Annotated in this window: 14 protein-coding genes; 12 read left to right on the forward strand and 2 right to left on the reverse strand. The window is 60.7% G+C overall.

Annotated elements, in window-relative coordinates; translation table 11 throughout:
- Window positions 1–2: 2 nt before the first annotated feature.
- The 6 genes from ACQZ5N_RS06300 (at window position 3) to ACQZ5N_RS06325 (ending at window position 5,667) form a co-directional block, all read left to right on the forward strand.
- Window positions 3–317, forward strand: a complete 315-nt coding sequence (locus ACQZ5N_RS06300) for an NIPSNAP family protein (RefSeq protein WP_448732443.1) — start codon at window positions 3–5, stop codon at window positions 315–317.
- Window positions 318–374: 57 nt separating this feature from the next.
- On the forward strand, window positions 375–1,385 hold the full coding sequence (locus tag ACQZ5N_RS06305; protein WP_448732444.1) for an ABC transporter substrate-binding protein: 1,011 nt from the start codon (window positions 375–377) through the stop codon (window positions 1,383–1,385).
- Window positions 1,386–1,493: 108 nt separating this feature from the next.
- Entirely contained in the window at window positions 1,494–2,321 is an 828-nt protein-coding gene (locus ACQZ5N_RS06310; RefSeq protein ID WP_448732553.1) for an ABC transporter permease, read from the forward strand.
- Window position 2,322: 1 nt separating this feature from the next.
- Entirely contained in the window at window positions 2,323–3,123 is an 801-nt protein-coding gene (locus ACQZ5N_RS06315) for an ABC transporter permease (protein WP_080857499.1), read from the forward strand.
- Window positions 3,120–4,202, forward strand: coding sequence for an ABC transporter ATP-binding protein (locus ACQZ5N_RS06320; RefSeq protein ID WP_059757769.1), 1,083 nt, complete (start codon window positions 3,120–3,122; stop codon window positions 4,200–4,202). The genes ACQZ5N_RS06315 and ACQZ5N_RS06320 overlap by 4 nt, the downstream gene beginning before the upstream one ends.
- 10 nt (window positions 4,203–4,212) lie before the next feature.
- The gene (locus ACQZ5N_RS06325; RefSeq protein ID WP_448732445.1) at window positions 4,213–5,667 is read left to right on the forward strand and encodes an NAD-dependent succinate-semialdehyde dehydrogenase; all 1,455 of its coding nucleotides are present in this window, start codon (window positions 4,213–4,215) and stop codon (window positions 5,665–5,667) included.
- A 23-nt stretch (window positions 5,668–5,690) separates the two neighbouring features.
- Here the strand turns inward: ACQZ5N_RS06325 and ACQZ5N_RS06330 are convergent, their stop codons facing one another.
- The gene (locus ACQZ5N_RS06330; RefSeq protein WP_059757763.1) at window positions 5,691–6,305 is read right to left on the reverse strand and encodes a TetR/AcrR family transcriptional regulator; all 615 of its coding nucleotides are present in this window, start codon (window positions 6,303–6,305) and stop codon (window positions 5,691–5,693) included.
- Window positions 6,306–6,610: 305 nt separating this feature from the next.
- Between ACQZ5N_RS06330 and ACQZ5N_RS06335 the strand changes: the two genes are divergently transcribed.
- From ACQZ5N_RS06335 to ACQZ5N_RS06350, 4 genes are all read left to right on the forward strand, one after another.
- Entirely contained in the window at window positions 6,611–7,687 is a 1,077-nt protein-coding gene (locus ACQZ5N_RS06335) for an efflux RND transporter periplasmic adaptor subunit (RefSeq protein ID WP_448732446.1), read from the forward strand.
- On the forward strand, window positions 7,687–8,772 hold the full coding sequence (locus ACQZ5N_RS06340) for an efflux RND transporter periplasmic adaptor subunit (protein WP_448732447.1): 1,086 nt from the start codon (window positions 7,687–7,689) through the stop codon (window positions 8,770–8,772). Before ACQZ5N_RS06335 ends, ACQZ5N_RS06340 begins: the two co-directional genes overlap by 1 nt.
- A complete protein-coding gene (locus ACQZ5N_RS06345) occupies window positions 8,769–11,840 on the forward strand; it encodes an efflux RND transporter permease subunit (RefSeq protein WP_448732448.1) in 3,072 nt (1,023 codons plus the stop codon). Before ACQZ5N_RS06340 ends, ACQZ5N_RS06345 begins: the two co-directional genes overlap by 4 nt.
- A 197-nt stretch (window positions 11,841–12,037) precedes the next feature.
- Window positions 12,038–12,754, forward strand: a complete 717-nt coding sequence (locus ACQZ5N_RS06350; RefSeq protein ID WP_020012272.1) for a FadR/GntR family transcriptional regulator — start codon at window positions 12,038–12,040, stop codon at window positions 12,752–12,754.
- Here ACQZ5N_RS06350 and ACQZ5N_RS06355 read toward each other — a convergent pair.
- A complete protein-coding gene (locus tag ACQZ5N_RS06355; RefSeq protein ID WP_448732449.1) occupies window positions 12,723–14,150 on the reverse strand; it encodes an aspartate ammonia-lyase in 1,428 nt (475 codons plus the stop codon). The two genes, ACQZ5N_RS06350 and ACQZ5N_RS06355, sit on opposite strands and share 32 nt — an antisense overlap.
- Before the next feature lie 273 nt (window positions 14,151–14,423).
- Here ACQZ5N_RS06355 and ACQZ5N_RS06360 point away from each other — a divergent pair, with 273 nt between their 5' ends.
- Window positions 14,424–15,875: an amino acid permease gene (locus ACQZ5N_RS06360; protein WP_003519567.1), complete on the forward strand. Its 1,452-nt coding sequence runs from the start codon at window positions 14,424–14,426 to the stop codon at window positions 15,873–15,875.
- Window positions 15,872–16,825 (forward strand): asparaginase, encoded by a 954-nt coding sequence (locus ACQZ5N_RS06365; protein WP_448732450.1) that lies wholly within the window; start codon window positions 15,872–15,874, stop codon window positions 16,823–16,825. The genes ACQZ5N_RS06360 and ACQZ5N_RS06365 overlap by 4 nt, the downstream gene beginning before the upstream one ends.
- The last annotated feature ends 331 nt before the right edge of the window (window positions 16,826–17,156 follow it).

Consider the following 17,156-nt stretch of genomic DNA (forward strand, 5'->3'; position numbering starts at 1 on the left):
CCATGTTTTACGAAATCCGCACCTACCGGCTGAAGAACGGCGCCATTCCCGCCTACCTCAAGGTGGTCGAGGAAGAGGGCATCAAAATCCAGAAGAGCCATCTCGGCGAGCTGGTGGGTTACTTCTTCTCCGAGATCGGCCCGATCAATGAGATCGTCCATATATGGGCCTTTTCGAGCCTGGATGACCGCGAGGAACGGCGCGCACGGCTGATGGCCGATCCGCGCTGGTTGTCCTTCCTTCCGAAAATCCGCGACCTCATCGAAGTCGCCGAAAACAAGATCATGAAACCGGCGCGGTTTTCACCGCTCGGGTGAAATGCGCCGGTCGCGACGTGCATACCAACAAGAAGCTCTAAAACGGAGTAAGGGAACATGAAATTGAAACTGGTATTGACGACATGCGCCGCTCTTTTTGCCTTGGGCGCAGCCGCTGAGGCGAATGATCTGGTTTTCTCCAGCTGGGGAGGAACCACGCAGGACGCCCAGAAGGCGGCGTGGGCTGAAAAATTCATGGTATCGACCGGCATTAACGTGGTGCAGGACGGTCCGACGGACTACGGCAAATTGAAAGCCATGGTTGAGGCGAACGGCGTGACCTGGGATGTGGTCGATGTCGAGGGCGATTATGCCGCACAGGCCGGCCCGAAAGGCCTGTTGGAGAAGCTCGATTTTGCCGTCATCGACAAGACCAAGCTCGATCCGCGCTTCGTGACGGACTACTCCGTCGGCAGTTTTTATTATTCCTTCGTCATCGGCTGCAATGTCGATGCCGTGGCCGCCTGCCCGAAGAGCTGGGCCGATCTGTTCGACACCGCGAAATTTCCGGGAAAACGCACCTTCTACAAATGGTCTGCGCCGGGTGTGATCGAAGCCGCCCTTCTGGCCGATGGCGTGGCCGCCGACAAGCTTTATCCGCTCGATCTCGACCGCGCTTTCAAGAAGCTCGATACGATCAAATCCGATATCATCTGGTGGTCCGGCGGTGCGCAGTCGCAGCAGTTGATTGCATCTGCGGAAGCGCCCTTCGGCAGCGTCTGGAACGGCCGCATGACGGCTCTTGAAAAAAGCGGCGTGAAGGTGGAGACCTCCTGGCAGCAGAACATCACCGCGGCGGATTCCCTTGTCGTTCCCAAGGGAACGAAGAACAAGGATGCGGCGATGAAGTTCATCGCGCTCGCCACCTCTGCGCAGGCGCAGGCGGATATGGCGACCGCGACGGGTTATGCGCCGGTCAATATCGAATCCGCCAAGCTGATGGATCCGGAAACCGCCAAGACCCTGCCGGACCAGCAGACGGCAAGCCAGGTCAATGCCGATATGAATTACTGGGCGCAGCATCGCGACGAGATCGGCGAGCGCTGGTACGCCTGGCAGGCGAAGTAAGATAACGGCGCGGGCCGCGACAGGCGCCCGCGCGATTTTCCACGTCCGGGAGGTTTGGGCATGGTTTCGCTTACCGATGAAACAGTCAGCCAGAAAGCAAAGGTGCGGATGCCTTTCCGGCCCGGCAACTTTACGGCTACCCTGCCGGCGCTTGTCCTGCTTGTCCTGTTCTTCGTCGTTCCGGTTCTGATCCTGTTGTCGCGCAGCGTCACCGAACCCGTCCTCGGATTGGGCAACTATGCCGCCCTGCTGGGAAGCTCCACCTATCTGAAGATTTTCTTCAATACCTTCGCGGTGTCGGCGCTGGTCACGGTCGTGTCGCTGGCGATCGGCTTTCCCGTCGCCTGGGCGCTCGCCATCATGCCGCCGCGGCTCGCTTCCATCGTCTTTGCCATATTGCTCCTGTCGATGTGGACCAATCTACTGGCGCGCACCTATGCGTGGATGGTGCTGTTGCAGCGCACGGGCGTGGTGAACAAGACGCTGATGGGGCTGGGCATCATCGATCAGCCTCTGGCGCTGGTCAACAATCTTACCGGCGTAACGATAGGCATGACCTATATCATGCTGCCCTTCATCATCATTCCGCTCTATGGCGTCATCCGCAAGATCGATCCGGCCATTCTTCAGGCGGCGGCGCTGTGCGGGGCGACACGCTTTCAGGCGCTGACCCGCATCCTCATTCCGCTGGCAGCGCCCGGCATGATTTCCGGCGCGCTGATGGTCTTCGTCATGTCGCTCGGTTATTTCGTCACCCCCGCGCTGCTCGGCGGCACGGCGAACATGATGCTGGCCGAACTCATCGCGCAATTCGTCCAGTCGCTGGTCAACTGGGGCATGGGCGGGGCGGCCGCACTGGCGCTGCTGGTGGTGACGCTGACGCTTTACGCCATACAGCTCAAATTTTTCGGTGCGGCCGGGGCAGGGGGGCGCTGACATGCTTTTGAACTATAACAGCCTCGGCCTCTGGAAATGGCTGCTCCTCCTGATCACGGTGCTGACGACGGCATTTCTCATCCTGCCCATCGTTTTCATCGCAGCACTGTCCTTCGGCTCGTCGCAATGGCTGATTTTTCCGCCGCCCGGCTGGACATTGAAATGGTATGCGGATTTCTTCGCCGATCCGCGATGGCTGGAGGCCGCCTGGACGAGCCTGCGCATCGCCCTCATGGTCACGGTGCTGTCCGTGCTGATCGGTCTTGTCGCCTCCTTCGGGCTGGTGCGCGGCCGTTTCATTGGGCGTAACACGCTTCGCGCGCTGTTCATGACGCCGATGATCTTGCCCGTCGTGGTGCTGGCGGTGGCGCTTTACGCCTTTTTTCTGAAACTTGGCCTTGCCGGTACCACTGCCGGTTTCGTCATTGCCCATCTCGTCGTGGCGCTGCCTTTTTCCATTCTGGCGTTGACCGGCGCGCTCGAGGGTTTCGACAAATCGATTGAGGATGCGGCGGTGCTGTGCGGCGCAAGCCCGTTGCAGGCGAAAATCCGCATCACGCTTCCCGCCATCAGCCACGGCCTGTTCTCGGCGGCGATCTTCTCCTTCCTCACCTCGTGGGATGAGGTGGTGCTGGCGATCTTCATGGCAAGCCCGACATTGCAGACGCTGCCGGTGAAAATCTGGGCAACGCTGCGCCAGGATCTGACGCCGGTTATTGCGGCCGCCTCCACGCTTCTCATCGCGGTGACCATCATTCTCATGCTGCTTGTCGCGGCTGTGCGAAAAGGACTGAAAACATGACCAAACCGCTCCTGCAGATTCGCGGCATCCGCAAGCAATACGGACCGGTCGTCGCCGTTCAGGACGTCAATCTCGACGTGCAGCCGGGTGAGTTCATGACATTTCTCGGGCCGTCCGGCTCGGGCAAGAGCACGACGCTTTATATCCTTGCCGGTTTCGAGCAGCCGACATCGGGCGATATTCTGCTGAACGGCGAAAGCCTGCTGTCGACGCCGTCGCACAAACGCAATATCGGCATGGTCTTTCAGCGCTACACCCTGTTTCCGCATCTGTCGGTCGGCGAGAACATCGCCTTTCCGCTGAAGGTCCGCCGCAAGAGCAAGGCGGAAATCGATGCGAAGGTGAAGGAAATGCTGCGGCTTGTCCGTCTCGAAGGTTTCGAGGACAGAAAACCGGCGCAAATGTCGGGCGGCCAGCAGCAACGCGTGGCGCTGGCCCGGGCGCTTGCCTACGACCCGCCGGTGCTTCTGATGGATGAGCCGCTGTCGGCGCTCGACAAGAAGCTGCGCGAAGAAATCCAGTTCGAAATCCGCCGCATTCACCAGCAGACGGAAGTGACGATCCTCTACGTTACCCACGATCAGGAAGAGGCCCTTCGTCTTTCCGACAGGATCGCCGTGTTTTCCAAGGGGGTTATCGACCAGATCGGCACGGGACCGGAGCTTTACGCTCACCCGGCGACCCGTTTCGTGGCTGAATTCATCGGCGACAGCGATTTCATCGCCTGCGATCTCCTCGCCGCCTCGGGCGGCAAGGCGACGGTATCGCTCGGCCGGGATATCGTTTTCGATCATATTCCGATGCATGGCGAAGCCACGCCGGGAAAGAAAGCGGCGCTGATGCTGCGCCCGGAGCGGCTGCAGCTCAGCCGCAACCGGCCGGTCGCCGCCGCCGGTTTCCAGGCCACGGTCAGCGACATCACTTTCCTCGGCAACAATGTCCATGTGGTGGCCCATACCGGCTCGGGTGAGCCGCTTGCGGTGCGCCTGCCTTTCGGCCACGAGGCGATTTCCGGCCTCAGCCGTGGCGACCTCGTGCATCTCGCCTTCGATCCGGCCTCGGCGCAGGTCTTCTGTTGAGGGATGGGCCATGCATCTGAATGATCCCACACTCTTCGGCGAGAAAGTGCCGGTGGCCGGTCGCTGGATCGGTTGCGATGGCCGTGAAACGGCGGCGATCCGTAATCCCGCAACCGGTGAGATCGTCGGGCGGGTTCCAGAACTCGGTGCGAAGGAAACGAGAGAAGCAATCGCTGCCGCCGTGATCGCCCAGAAGGAATGGGCCCGCCGCACCGCCGGCGAGCGTGCGAATATCCTGAAGGAATGGTTCCGGCTCGTCATGGAAAACCGTGACGATCTCGGCATGATACTGACGCTGGAACAGGGAAAGCCGCTGGCGGAAGCAAAGGGTGAGATCGCCTATGGTGCGAGCTTCATCGAATGGTTTGCCGAGGAAGCACGGCGGATCAATGGCGAGACAGTGCCCGGCCACCAGCCGGATAAACGCATTCTGGTTCTTCGCCAGCCCGTGGGCGTGGTTGCAGCCATTACGCCGTGGAATTTCCCCAATGCCATGATCACCCGCAAAGCCGGCCCGGCGCTGGCCGCCGGCTGTGCAGTGGTGCTGAAACCGGCGCCGCAAACGCCGTTTTCGGCCATCGCCCTTGCCATCCTTGCAGAGCGCGCCGGCCTGCCGCTTGCGCTTTTCAGCATTTTGACGGGGCCAGCGGCGGAGATAGGCGCAGAAATGACGGCAAGCCCGGATATCCGCCTTCTGACCTTTACCGGCTCGACGCGTACGGGCGAACATCTTTACCGGCAATGTGCGCCGACGATCAAGAAACTGGGGCTGGAACTCGGCGGCAATGCGCCCTTCATCGTCTTCGATGACGCCGATCTCGATGCCGCTGTCGAGGGCGCGATCCTCGCCAAATTCCGCAACAATGGTCAGACCTGCGTTTGCGCCAACCGTCTTTATGTGCAGAGCGGCGTCTATGATGCTTTCGCTGAAAAATTCGCAGAGGCCGTCGCGCAATTGAAGGTCGGTAACGGGTTGGAAGGGGCAAGCATTCTCGGGCCTCTTATCGATGCAAACGCGGTCGCCAAAGTGGAGGCGCATATTGCCGATGCGCTTTCGAAAGGCGCCGAGATTGCCATCGGCGGCAAGAGGCATGCACTGGGCGGCAATTTCTTCGAGCCGACGATCCTGCGCAATGTCGATGCCGGCATGCAGGTGGCGCGTGAGGAAACCTTCGGACCGCTTGCGCCGCTCTTCCGCTTCGAGGATGAGGCGGATGTGATCGCGCAGGCGAACAATACCGATTTCGGTCTCGCCTCCTATTTTTATGCGCGCGATCTGTCGCGGGTCTTCCGGGTTGCCGAGGCGCTCGAATATGGCATGGTCGGCGTCAATACGGGGGCTATTTCCACCGCCGAGGCGCCTTTCGGTGGTGTCAAGATGTCGGGCCTCGGCCGGGAAGGCTCACGCCACGGCATCGAGGAATATACCGAGCTCAAATATGTCTGCATCGGCGGCGTCGGCTAAGGCCGGGCCGCGAAGAATGATGCCTATGCCAGCAGCCCACGCATGATCAGCTCGAGATGTATTTTCAGGACGGCCTGTCTGTCCAGAATGCGTCGGTCGTTGAAAATCAGCCGAAACACCAATGTTCCGACCATGGGCGACATCACGACTTTGGCAAGTTCGGGAGGATTGGCCCTGAACCTTTTTTTCGCCACGCCCTCCTCGAGGATCGTATCGATGCGCGCAAAGACAGGCGCCATCAACGTGTCATGGTGCTGGTCGATGAGATCGGGAAATTTTGCGCCTTCCGCAAGGATCAAGCGGAACAGTTCCCGCATCTTCTTGTTGTCGACGAGTGCATCGAACAGGAATTCCAGCAGCAGGCGAAGCTCCTCGACCGGGTCGTCGGATGTATGCGTATAGGCCTTGAACGCCTCCTGGAATGGCAGGGAGGCATGCTTGACCATCGCTTCGAAGAGCGCCTCCTTGGTTTCGAAATAGACGTAGACCGTCCCTTTCGTCACCCCCACCCGTTCCGCGATGTCTTCCACCCGCGTCGCGGTAAATCCCCTTTTGGTGAATTCCTCGAATGCGGCATCGAGAATTTGCAACGGACGTTGTATCTTCTGTTCAGCACGTGTCAGTTTTGCTTTCGCCATGGCCCCGGATCCTTCTATTTTTTGACGCGTGCCCTTCTGTCCGTCGCGATTGGCGGAAATGAGAGAATGGGTTTGCCTATAGCACCGGCGCAAAAACCGGAACGATTTTTGTGAAGGCGCGCGCATGCTTCAATATGCCGGAACATTGCCAATGCGCCCGCAGGTATGTGCCGGACGAGAAGGGAACGGTCATTCGGGAACCTGTACCGATACTCCGGACAGCTCCCCGATCAGCGGCATAAGAATTTCATTGACTATTCAGTCAGTCAAATATTATAGGATGAGGCGAAGATCAAGAGGTCACCATGAGAACCATTCTTATCGCGGCGGCGCTTGGCGGTATTTTCGCCCTGTCGTCCTGCAGCAATGAAGAGCCGCCCGCCGAAAAGCCGCTCCGCACCGTCGATGTGGTCACGGCTGAGAAAAAGCCCGTTGATCGCGGTAGCGTCATCACGGGCGAAGTAAAGGCACGGGTCCAGACGGATCTGTCTTTCCGGGTCAGCGGCAAGATCACCGAGCGGCTGGTGGATGTGGGCGCACGGGTGAAGACCGGGCAATTGCTTGCCCGCATGGATCCCGAAGAGCAGAAGGCCGATCTCGATGTCGCCCTGGCCAACCTGCAATCTGCCGAAGCGCAGCAGACGCAGGCGCAATTGACGTTCGACCGTCAGCAAAGCCTTTTCAAGACGCAGGTGACCTCGCGTTCGGCGGTCGACAAGGCCCAGGAAACCCTGCTCACGACGCAAGGAGCGGTGAGATCGGCGCAGGCGCAGCTCGATACGGCGCGCGATGCCCTGTCCTATACCGAACTCAGGGCGGATGCGGATGGCGTTATCACGGCGCGTAATGTGGAGGTCGGCCAGGTGGCGCAGGCCGCCCAGCTCGTCTTCACGCTGGCGCATGACGGGCCGCGCGATGCGGTCTTCGATGTTTATGAATCCCTCTTCCTTGAGCGTGATATCGACAATCTCGTCAATGTCAGCCTCCTGTCGGACCCCGCCCGCAGTGTTGCGGCGCCGGTGCGGGAGATTTCTCCGACGATAGACCCGGACAATGGAACGATCAGGGTCAAGGTCGGCCTGAACGGCGATATGACCATGCCGCTCGGCGCGCCCGTATCCGGCCATTTCCGCTTCAAACAGGTCGATGCGATTGAGCTTCCGTGGTCGGCGATGACGTCGCAGGACGGCTTCCCCGCCGTCTGGGTGGTCGATCCGCAATCCTCGGAAATCGCCATGCGGCGCATCGAGGTCGCCGATTACGAGACGGGTCAATTCGTCATCACGCAGGGGCTTAATCCCGGCGATCTCGTCGTCACCGTCGGCACCAAATTTCTCCGCGCCGGTGAAAAGGTCGCCTATGAAAAGGGGCAGGCACAATAATGTCCAGTATATACAAAAGCTTGTTTTTGGTGGCTGTGGCGATTGCGATTTCCTCCTGCGAGGACAAGCAAGAAGCCGCCGCCGAGGCGCCGCGCCCGGTGCTTTCCGTCGTCGCGGAAGAGAAGCCGGCCGATGCCCTGCGGCTGACCGGCACGGTGGAATCGCGCATTCAGACCGATCTCGGCTTTCGCGTGCTCGGGCGCATTATCGCCCGCAATGTCGATGTCGCCGATCTGGTGAAGAAGGGTGACGTGGTGGCGTCAATCGATCCGCTCGCGCTCGAGCTTGCGGTGAAGAGCGCGCAATCCGACCTCTCCAATGCGGAAGCGCAGCTGGCCAATGCAGTGACGACCGAGCAGCGCCAGCGCGTGCTGGCGGAAGCCCGCAGCGGCACGGAAGCGGCACTGGAAGAGGCCGAGCAGGCCACCCGCACCGCCAATGCGTCCGTCGCCAAGGCCCGCGCCAATCTGGACAAGGCCGAAGAGCAACTGGGTTATGCGCAGCTGCATGCGGAATTTGACGGTGTGGTGACGGCAACCTCAGGCGAAATCGGTCAGGTCGTCTCGGCCGGGCAAACGGTCGTGACCATTGCCCGGCCGGAAGTGCGCGATGTGGTGGTCGACGTTCCGCAATTTGCGGCGCAGCGTCTGGAGATCGGCTCCGCCTTCGAGATCGCCCTGCAGCTCGACCCGAAAATCCGCACCACCGGCGTGGTGCGCGAGATTGCTCCGGAAGCCGAAACGGCGACGCGCACGCGCCGCACGAAAATCAGCCTTCAGGATGCGCCGCCGGCATTTCGGCTCGGTTCCGTCGTCACGGCCTCGGTGCTTGCCGCCTCCGAACCGCAGATCATGCTTCCGTCATCGGCCCTGCTGAAGACCGACAATGGATGGGGCGTCTGGATCGTCAATGCCGATACGGCAACGGTAACGTTCCGCCCGGTCACGATAGAGGGCGAGCCTGCCGAAGGCGGCAGCGTGCGCATCGCCGGCGGCGTCAAGCCCGGCGAACGTGTTGCCAGCGCCGGCGTTCACAAGCTCAAGGATGGACAGGCCATCAGGATCGATCAGGAGGTCCGTCAGTGAAGAAATTCAATCTCTCCGACTGGGCGCTCGAACACCGTTCGCTCGTCTGGTACTTCATGCTGGTTTTCGTTCTTGCCGGCGTTTTCTCCTATCTCAACCTCGGCCGCGAGGAAGATCCGAACTTCACCATCAAGACCATGGTGATCAGCGCGCAATGGCCCGGCGCTTCCGCAGAGGAAGTGGCGCGGCAGGTGACCGACAGGATCGAGAAAAAGCTTGAGGAACTCGACAATCTCGACCATCTGCGCAGCCAGACGGTGGCCGGCCGCACGACGATCTTCGTGGAGCTGGTGCCGGAAACCAAGGCGCGCAACGTCGAGCCGACCTGGGTGCGGGTGCGCAACATGATCGGCGACATCAAGGGCGATTTCCCCTCGGGCGTTGTCGGTCCCTTCTTCAATGACCGCTTTGGCGATGTCTATGGCAATATCTATGCCTTCACCAGCGACGGTCTCAGCCAGCGGCAATTACGCGATCTGGTGGAGGATGCCCGTGCGAAGGTGCTGACCGTCGATAATATCGGCAAGGTCGATGTCATCGGCGCGCAGGACGAGACGATCTATCTGGAGTTCTCCACGCGGCAGATCGCGGCGCTTGGCATCGACCAGCAGTCGATCATCAAGACGCTGCAAGCCCAGAACGCCGTCACGCAATCCGGCTTCGTCAATGCCGGGCCTGAGCGTGTGGCGCTGCGCGTCAGCGGCCAGTTCACCTCGGAAGACAGCCTGCGGTCCATCAATCTGCGGGTCAACAACCGGTTCTTCCCGTTGACGGAAGTGGCGACGATCCGGCGCGGTTATGTCGATCCGCCGTCCTCGCTGTTCCGCTTCAACGGCCAGCCGGCCATCGGCCTTGCTATCGGTATGAAAACCGGCGCGAACCTGCTGCATTTCGGCGAGGCGCTGGATGCTGAGATGAAGCGGGTGGTGGCGGATCTGCCTGTTGGCGTCGATGTGCATCGTGTGTCCGATCAGCCGGCCGTGGTCGATGAGGCGGTCTCTGGCTTCACCTCGGCGCTGTTCGAGGCCATCGCCATCGTTCTCGTCATCAGCTTCATCAGCCTTGGCCTCAGGGCCGGCATGGTGGTTGCGGTTTCCATTCCGCTCGTGCTGGCGATCACTTTCGTCTACATGGAATATACCGGCATTTCCTTGCAGCGTATCTCTCTGGGCGCCCTCATCATCGCGCTCGGGCTTCTCGTCGACGACGCGATGATCGCCGTCGAGATGATGGTCGCGCGGCTTGAGGTCGGTGACGATCTCAGGAAAGCGGCGACCTATGTTTACACCTCGACCGCCTTCCCGATGTTGACCGGTACGCTGGTCACCGTTGCCGGCTTCATTCCGGTCGGTCTCAACAACAGCGCGGCGGGTGAATTCACCTTCACGCTTTTTGTGGTGATCGCCGTTTCGCTGATCGTGTCATGGATCGTCGCGGTCCTGTTCACGCCGTTGCTCGGCGTGACGATCCTGCCGAAGACGATGAAATCGCACCATGAAAAGAAGGGCCGTTTTGCCTCCGCCTTTTCCTGGCTTCTCGGCCGGGCGCTGCGCTGGCGCTGGGTGACGATTATCCTCACCATTGCGCTGTTCGGTCTTTCCGTTGGCGGCATGAGCCTTGTGCAGCAGCAGTTCTTCCCGTCATCCGACCGCGTGGAGCTGATCGTTGACTGGAACCTGCCGCAGAACAGTTCCATTGCCGAGACCAACCGGCAGATGGCGCAGTTCGAGCAGGACATGCTGGCCAAGAATCCGGATATCGACCATTGGACAACCTATGTCGGTGAAGGCGCGCCGCGTTTCATCCTGTCTTTCGACGTACAGACGCCGGATGTCACCTTCGGCCAGACGGTCATCGTCACCAAGGGGCTGGATGTGCGTGACAAGGTGCGCGCCGAGTTGCAGGACTATCTGAATAAGACTTTTATCGGCACCGACGCCTTCGTGAAACTGCTCGATATCGGTCCGCCGGTCGGAAAGCCGGTGCAATATCGCCTGAGTGGCCCTGATATCCAGAAGGTGCGCGAGCTCGGGCAGCAATTGTCGGGCATCGTCGGCGAACACCGGCTCTTGTCCAACATGGTGATGGACTGGAACGAGCCGACGCGCGTGGTGAAAGTGGATGTTCTACAGGACAAGGCCCGCCAGCTTGGCGTCTCCTCGGAAGACATCGCCAATGCCATGAACAGCATTGTCGAAGGCTCCACCGTCACGCAGGTGAGGGACGATATCTACCTCGTCAACGTGGTGGCGCGGGCGCAGCTTTCGGAGCGCGGCTCCATCGAAACCTTGCAGAACCTGCAATTGCCGGCAACCAACGGCAAGGCCGTGCCGCTCTCGGCAATCGCCAATTTCCGCTACGAGCTGGAGCAGCCGACCATCTGGCGTCGCGACCGGATCCCGACTGTCACCGTTAAGGCTGCCGTCATCGGCTCGACGCAGCCCGCCACAATCGTGGAACAGCTGAAGCCGAAGATCGAGGCGTTCCAGAAAGCGCTTCCCGTCGGCTACACGCTGGAGACCGGCGGCTCGGTAGAATCCAGCGCGGATTCGCAAGGGCCAATCGTTGCCGTGGTGCCGATGATGCTGTTTGCGATGGCGACCATCCTGATGATCCAGTTGCAGAGCTTCAGCCGGCTGTTCCTGGTCTTCGCCGTGGCGCCGACTGCCCTGATCGGCGTCGTGGTGGCGCTGCTCTTCTCCAATGCGCCGATGGGCTTCGTCGCCATTCTCGGCGTGCTGGCGCTGATCGGCATCCTGATCCGCAACTCGGTCATTCTCGTCGTGCAGATCGAGCATCTGAGAAGCGAAGGGGTCTCGGCGTGGCGTGCCGTCATCGAGGCGACCGAGCATCGCATGCGGCCGATCATGCTGACGGCGGCGGCGGCCACCCTTGCCCTCATCCCCATCTCCCGGGAAATCTTCTGGGGGCCGATGGCCTATGCGATGATGGGCGGCATTGTGGTTGGCACGGCGCTCACGCTGCTTTTCCTGCCGGCGCTCTATGTCGCGTGGTTCCGCATTCCGCGTGAGGATGACAAGCCGGAGGCAGCGGAAATCAAGGCGTAATATCGGACGCGGAGCGAGGGTGCGGCGATACCGTACCCTCGCTCCAACAAAAATATCCGCCGTCGTTGTTCCGGCGGGCAGGATAATGTTAGGAAGGTCGGCTTGGCCGCGAGAGCGGCGGCCGTCCTTTGCGTTTGGGCGGTTGTCTGGTTTTGCGTTGATATTGCGAACATATTGAGAGTGCGGAGGGTTTGAAGATGGGCGGGTTGTCGGATTGGCTTGCGGATGCGCAGCCGATCAATCGCAAGAATGCCGCGGAAGCGGTGTTCGATGATATCCGTTCCGCCATCACCTCGGGGCAGCTTGCGGTCGGCACCCGGCTGCCTTCCGAAGCCCATCTGGCCGCCCGATATGGCGTTAGCCGACCGATCATTCGCGAGGCTTTGCGGTCGCTCCAGACCCTGGGGCTGACGCAGACCCGCACGGGAAGCGGCACCTATGTGATGACGCCGACGCCGCCTTCCGAATTGAATTACGGCGCCTATTCCGCCCGCGATCTGATCGAGGCTCGCCCCTTCATCGAAGTTCCTGCGGCCGGTTGGGCGGCGTTGAGGCGCACGAATGCTCAGCTGGAAGTCTTGCTTGACCTCTGTGATCGGATGGAAGCCGAAGAAAGGCCGCATCCCTGGGTGCTGCTGGATGGGCAATTCCATTGCGCCATTGCGGAAGCTTCGGCCAACAGGCTATTCGCCAAGGTGGTGGCCGATGCCCGCGAGGCGTTGTCCCAACAATCCGAAATGGTGAACCTGATGGCGGGTCGACGCGTCGCCTCGAATTTCGAGCACCGCCGGATCGTCGAGGCGATCCGGCGGGGTTCAGCGCCCGAGGCGCGGGAAGCGATGGAGCTTCACCTTGGGCAGGTGAAGCAGGTGGTGACGACGATTATTGGCGAAGATCGGCTTCGCCAGCCGTGATGGCGGGCAGGTTTGCAAGGTGCCGCGGGCTCAGCGCCTGCTGCAATTGCGCATCGGTGAGATAACCGCGTTCCAGAACCACCTGCGGCACGGTGCGGCCGCTGGCAAGCGCTTCCTTCGCCACTTCGGTCGCCGCATAATAACCGATCAGCGGGTTGAGCGCGGTGGCGAGACCGATGGATTCTTCCACGCGCTGTGCCATGATCGCCGGATTGGCCACGATACCGTCCACGCAGCGTTCCGCTAGCGTTCGGCACGCGGCGCTGAGCTGGCTGATGCTCTGCGACAAGGCTCGCACGATGATCGGCTCGAAAGCGTTCAACTGCAATTGCCCGGCTTCAGCGGCCATGGTGATGGTGATGTCATTGCCGATCACCGCATAGGCCACCTGGTTGACCACTTCGGGAATGACCGGATTGATCTTGCCTGGCATGATGCTGGAACCCGCCTGAACGGAGGGCAAGGTGATTTCGCCGATACCAGCGCGCGGGCCGGAAGAGAGCAGGCGAAGGTCGTTGCAGGTTTTCGACAGCTTCACGGCAACGCGTTTCAGCACGCCGGAGAGATGCACGAAGGCGCCGGGGTCCTGCGTGGCTTCGATGAGGTCTGCCGCCGTCACCAGCGGTCGTCCGGTCAGTTCCGCCAGATGCTGGCAGGCAAGCTCGGCATAACCACGCGGTGCATTGAGCCCGGTACCGATGGCGGTGGCGCCGAGATTGATCTCGTGCAGAAGTGCTGCGGATTCGATGAGGCGCGCCTGATCTTCTCCCAGCATCACCACGAAGGTGCGGAATTCCTGGCCGAGTGTCATCGGCACGGCGTCCTGCAATTGTGTGCGGCCGATCTTGATGAAGCCGGCGAATTCCTGCGCCTTGCGGTCGAAGGCATCCTTCAGTACGCCCATGGAAGCGGCCAGATCGTCGATGGCCTCGATCAGCCCGACATTGATTGCGGTCGGATAGGCGTCGTTGGTCGACTGGCTGAGATTGACATGGTCATTGGGGTGAAGGCGGGCATAATCGCCTTTTTCGTGACCGAGCAGTTCGAGCGCACGGTTGGCGATGACCTCATTGGCGTTCATGTTGGTGGAGGTGCCGGCACCGCCCTGGATTTCATCCACCACGAACTGCTTATGCAGCGCGCCGGCGCGGATTTCGTGGCAGGCTTCGGCGATGGCTTCCATGCGTTCTGTGTCGAGAAGGCCGAGCTCGTGATTTGCGCGTGCCGCCGCCTCCTTCACATAGGCCAGTCCCCGGACGAGATAGGGGTTGTGGCCGATGGTCACCCCGGTGATCTTGAAGTTTTCCACAGCGCGCGCCGTGTGCACGCCCCAATAGACATCCGCCGGAATTTCCTTCGTCCCGAGCAAATCATGCTCCTTGCGCGTCACGCTCACTTTTTCCTCCACTGGCTTTTAAGTGTTGCTATATCTGTAAAGCTGTCTTACAGATTTTTTGACCTTAATTGGGGTGGAGAAGAAGGTCAATCATATCGAATACGCTTGACGAACGGCATTATCTGCCATTATGAGGGGCGAAAATCTGTCATGCAGCTTTACAGCGCGCATGAGCATGCATGCTGGCCATATTCCAGCGCGGACTGTGCCAGTTTCATTTTCATTTCCGGCTTATCGCCGACTGCAAGCACTTTATCGGGAGGATAAATATCCATGCATTCTGGGAAAACGGCGTCTGCCGACCGTGAGGTCTTCGTTGAAGAAGATCTCGGTTACCACAAGGCCCTCAAGCCGCGTCAGATCCAGATGATCGCCATTGGCGGCGCCATCGGCACCGGGCTTTTCCTCGGTGCGGGCGGGCGTCTGGCGCAGGCAGGCCCGGCGCTGGTCTTTGTTTATGCGCTTTGTGGTTTCTTCGCGTTTCTGGTGCTGCGCGCACTTGGCGAACTGATCATGCATCGTCCCAGCTCCGGCTCCTTCGTATCCTATGCCCGTGAGTTCTACGGCGAGAAAATGGCCTTTGCGGCCGGCTGGATGTATTGGCTGAACTGGGCCATGACTTCGGTGGCGGATGTGACTGCCGTCGCCCTCTACATGAATTTCTTCAAGCAATATGTTCCGTGGCTGGCGGGTATCGACCAGTGGGTCTTCGCGATGACGGCGCTTCTGGTCGTGCTGGCGATGAACATGCTGTCGGTGAAAGTCTTCGGCGAGCTTGAATTCTGGTTCAGCCTTATCAAGGTGCTGGCGCTTGCGATCTTCCTCGTGGTCGGCATTTATTTCGTCATTTTCGGCACCCCCATCGAAGGCCATGTCACCGGTTTCAGCATCATCACCGATAATGGCGGTTTCTTCCCGAACGGTATTTTGCCAGCCTTCGTGATCATACAGGGCGTCGTCTTCGCTTATGCCTCCATCGAACTGATCGGCACGGCGGCAGGCGAGACGGAAGACCCGCGCAAGGTCATGCCCCGCGCCATCCGCGCCGTGGTCCTGCGTCTCGTGGTCTTTTATGTCGGTTCGGTGCTGCTGTTCGCGCTGCTTCTGCCCTATACCGCCTATAAGGCCGGCGAGAGCCCCTTCGTCACCTTCTTCGGTTCCATCGGCGTGCAGGGCGCTGATGTGATCATGAACCTCGTGGTTCTGACCGCCGTGCTGTCCTCGCTCAATGCCGGGCTTTATTCCACCGGCCGCATCCTGCATTCGATGGCGGTTTCCGGCTCGGCGCCGGCAGCACTTGCGAAGATGAACAAGAACGGCGTGCCCTATGGCGGCATCGCGGTGACCGCCGTCGTCACTGTTCTCGGCGTGGCGCTGAACGCCGTCGTTCCCGCTTCGGCCTTCGAGATCGCGCTCAACCTCTCGGCGCTTGGCATCATCTGCGCATGGGCCGTCATCGTGCTCTGCCAGTTAAAGCTCTGGCAGCTTTCCGAGCGCGGTGAACTCGTGCGTCCGGATTTCCGCATGTTCGGCGCGCCCTATACCGGCATTCTCACGCTCATCTTCCTGTTCGGCGTACTGGTGCTGATGGCCTTCGACTATCCCGTCGGCTCCTGGACCATCGCCTCGCTGCTGATCATCATCCCGGCGCTCGTCATCGGCTGGTATCTGCTGCGTGACCGCATCTACCGCCTTGCGGACGAGCGTGCGGGAGCATCGCAGTGAGCGGGCAGGACGCAACGCCTCTGGTGGCGGTCATCGCCACCGGCGGCACCATCGCCAGCCGGCGTGGCGCCGATGGCGTCAGCACGCCCAGCCTTTCGGGTGAGGATCTGCTGGCGCTGGTTCCGCAGATCAACGCCCGGCTGAAGCCGGTCGACCTGATGGCGAAGGATTCCTCCAGCCTGACACTGGCAGACATGCAGCGCATCAGCGATGCGGTGGGCGCCGAGCTCGATGATCCCGCCGTTGCCGGCATCGTGATTCTGCATGGCACCGACGCCATGGAAGAATCCTCGCTGCTCGTGCATCTGCAGCGGGCCATCACAAAGCCGGTGGTCTTCACCGGCGCGCAGTTTACAGCAGACCATAAGGACGCGGACGGGCCGGCCAATCTGGCCCGGGCCATAGAAACAGCGCTCGATCAGGCGAATGCCGCAAAAGGCGTGCTCCTCTCGTTCGGCGGCCGCTGTCTGCCGGCCTGGGGGCTTTACAAGCTGAGCGCGGACGAGGCGGACGCCTTCCGCTCCGCCCGGCCGCTGGCTGCCGCCGCAACGCTGCGGCTTTCCGCCCCGGTCGCCGATCAGCGCATCGATATCGTCGCCATTCATCCCGGCTGTGACGCGGCCCATATCGATGCAAGCCTGCAGGCCGGCGCGAAAGGCATCGTCCTTGCCGCACTCGGTTCCGGCAACGCCAATCCGCGTATCGCCGAAGCCGTGAAGCGCTGCGCCGAACGCGGCGTTCCCGTCATCGTTTCCAGCCGCGTGCCGGAAGGGCGGCTGGTGGCGACTTATGGCGGCGGCGGCGGCGGGCATGATCTTGTCGCGGCGGGCGCCGTGCATTCATCCACGCTTCGCCCGGGTCAGGCCCGCATTTTGCTGGCCGCGCTGCTGGCCGGTAAAAGCCCGGCGGAAACCATCGTTTCCGCTTTTGGTGACAGCCCGCTCGCTTAGAGCATTTCCAGGAAAAGTGGACCCCGCTTTTCCGTCCGGAAATGCGTCAAAACTCTAAGTAGCGGCAGCGATGCCCGCGACCGGCGGGCATCGAAATTCCTATAGGATTCCTATTTTATTGTCTCTGTGGCCGTCTCGAACCTTTATGCGGTTCGGGTGCATTCTTCTGTGCGTGAAGGGATGGTGTTCCCTTCTCAGCCAGAAAGAATGAAAAGCGACGTCCCACATGACGGCGCTTTTCTTCCTGTCCGGCTCCTCGAATAAAAAGGAGTCCCATCGATGATGGATATTGTTCTGATCGGCGCAGCCACGGTGTTTTTCGCCCTCTGCT

This window comes from Agrobacterium sp. 22-221-1 (assembly GCF_053522445.1).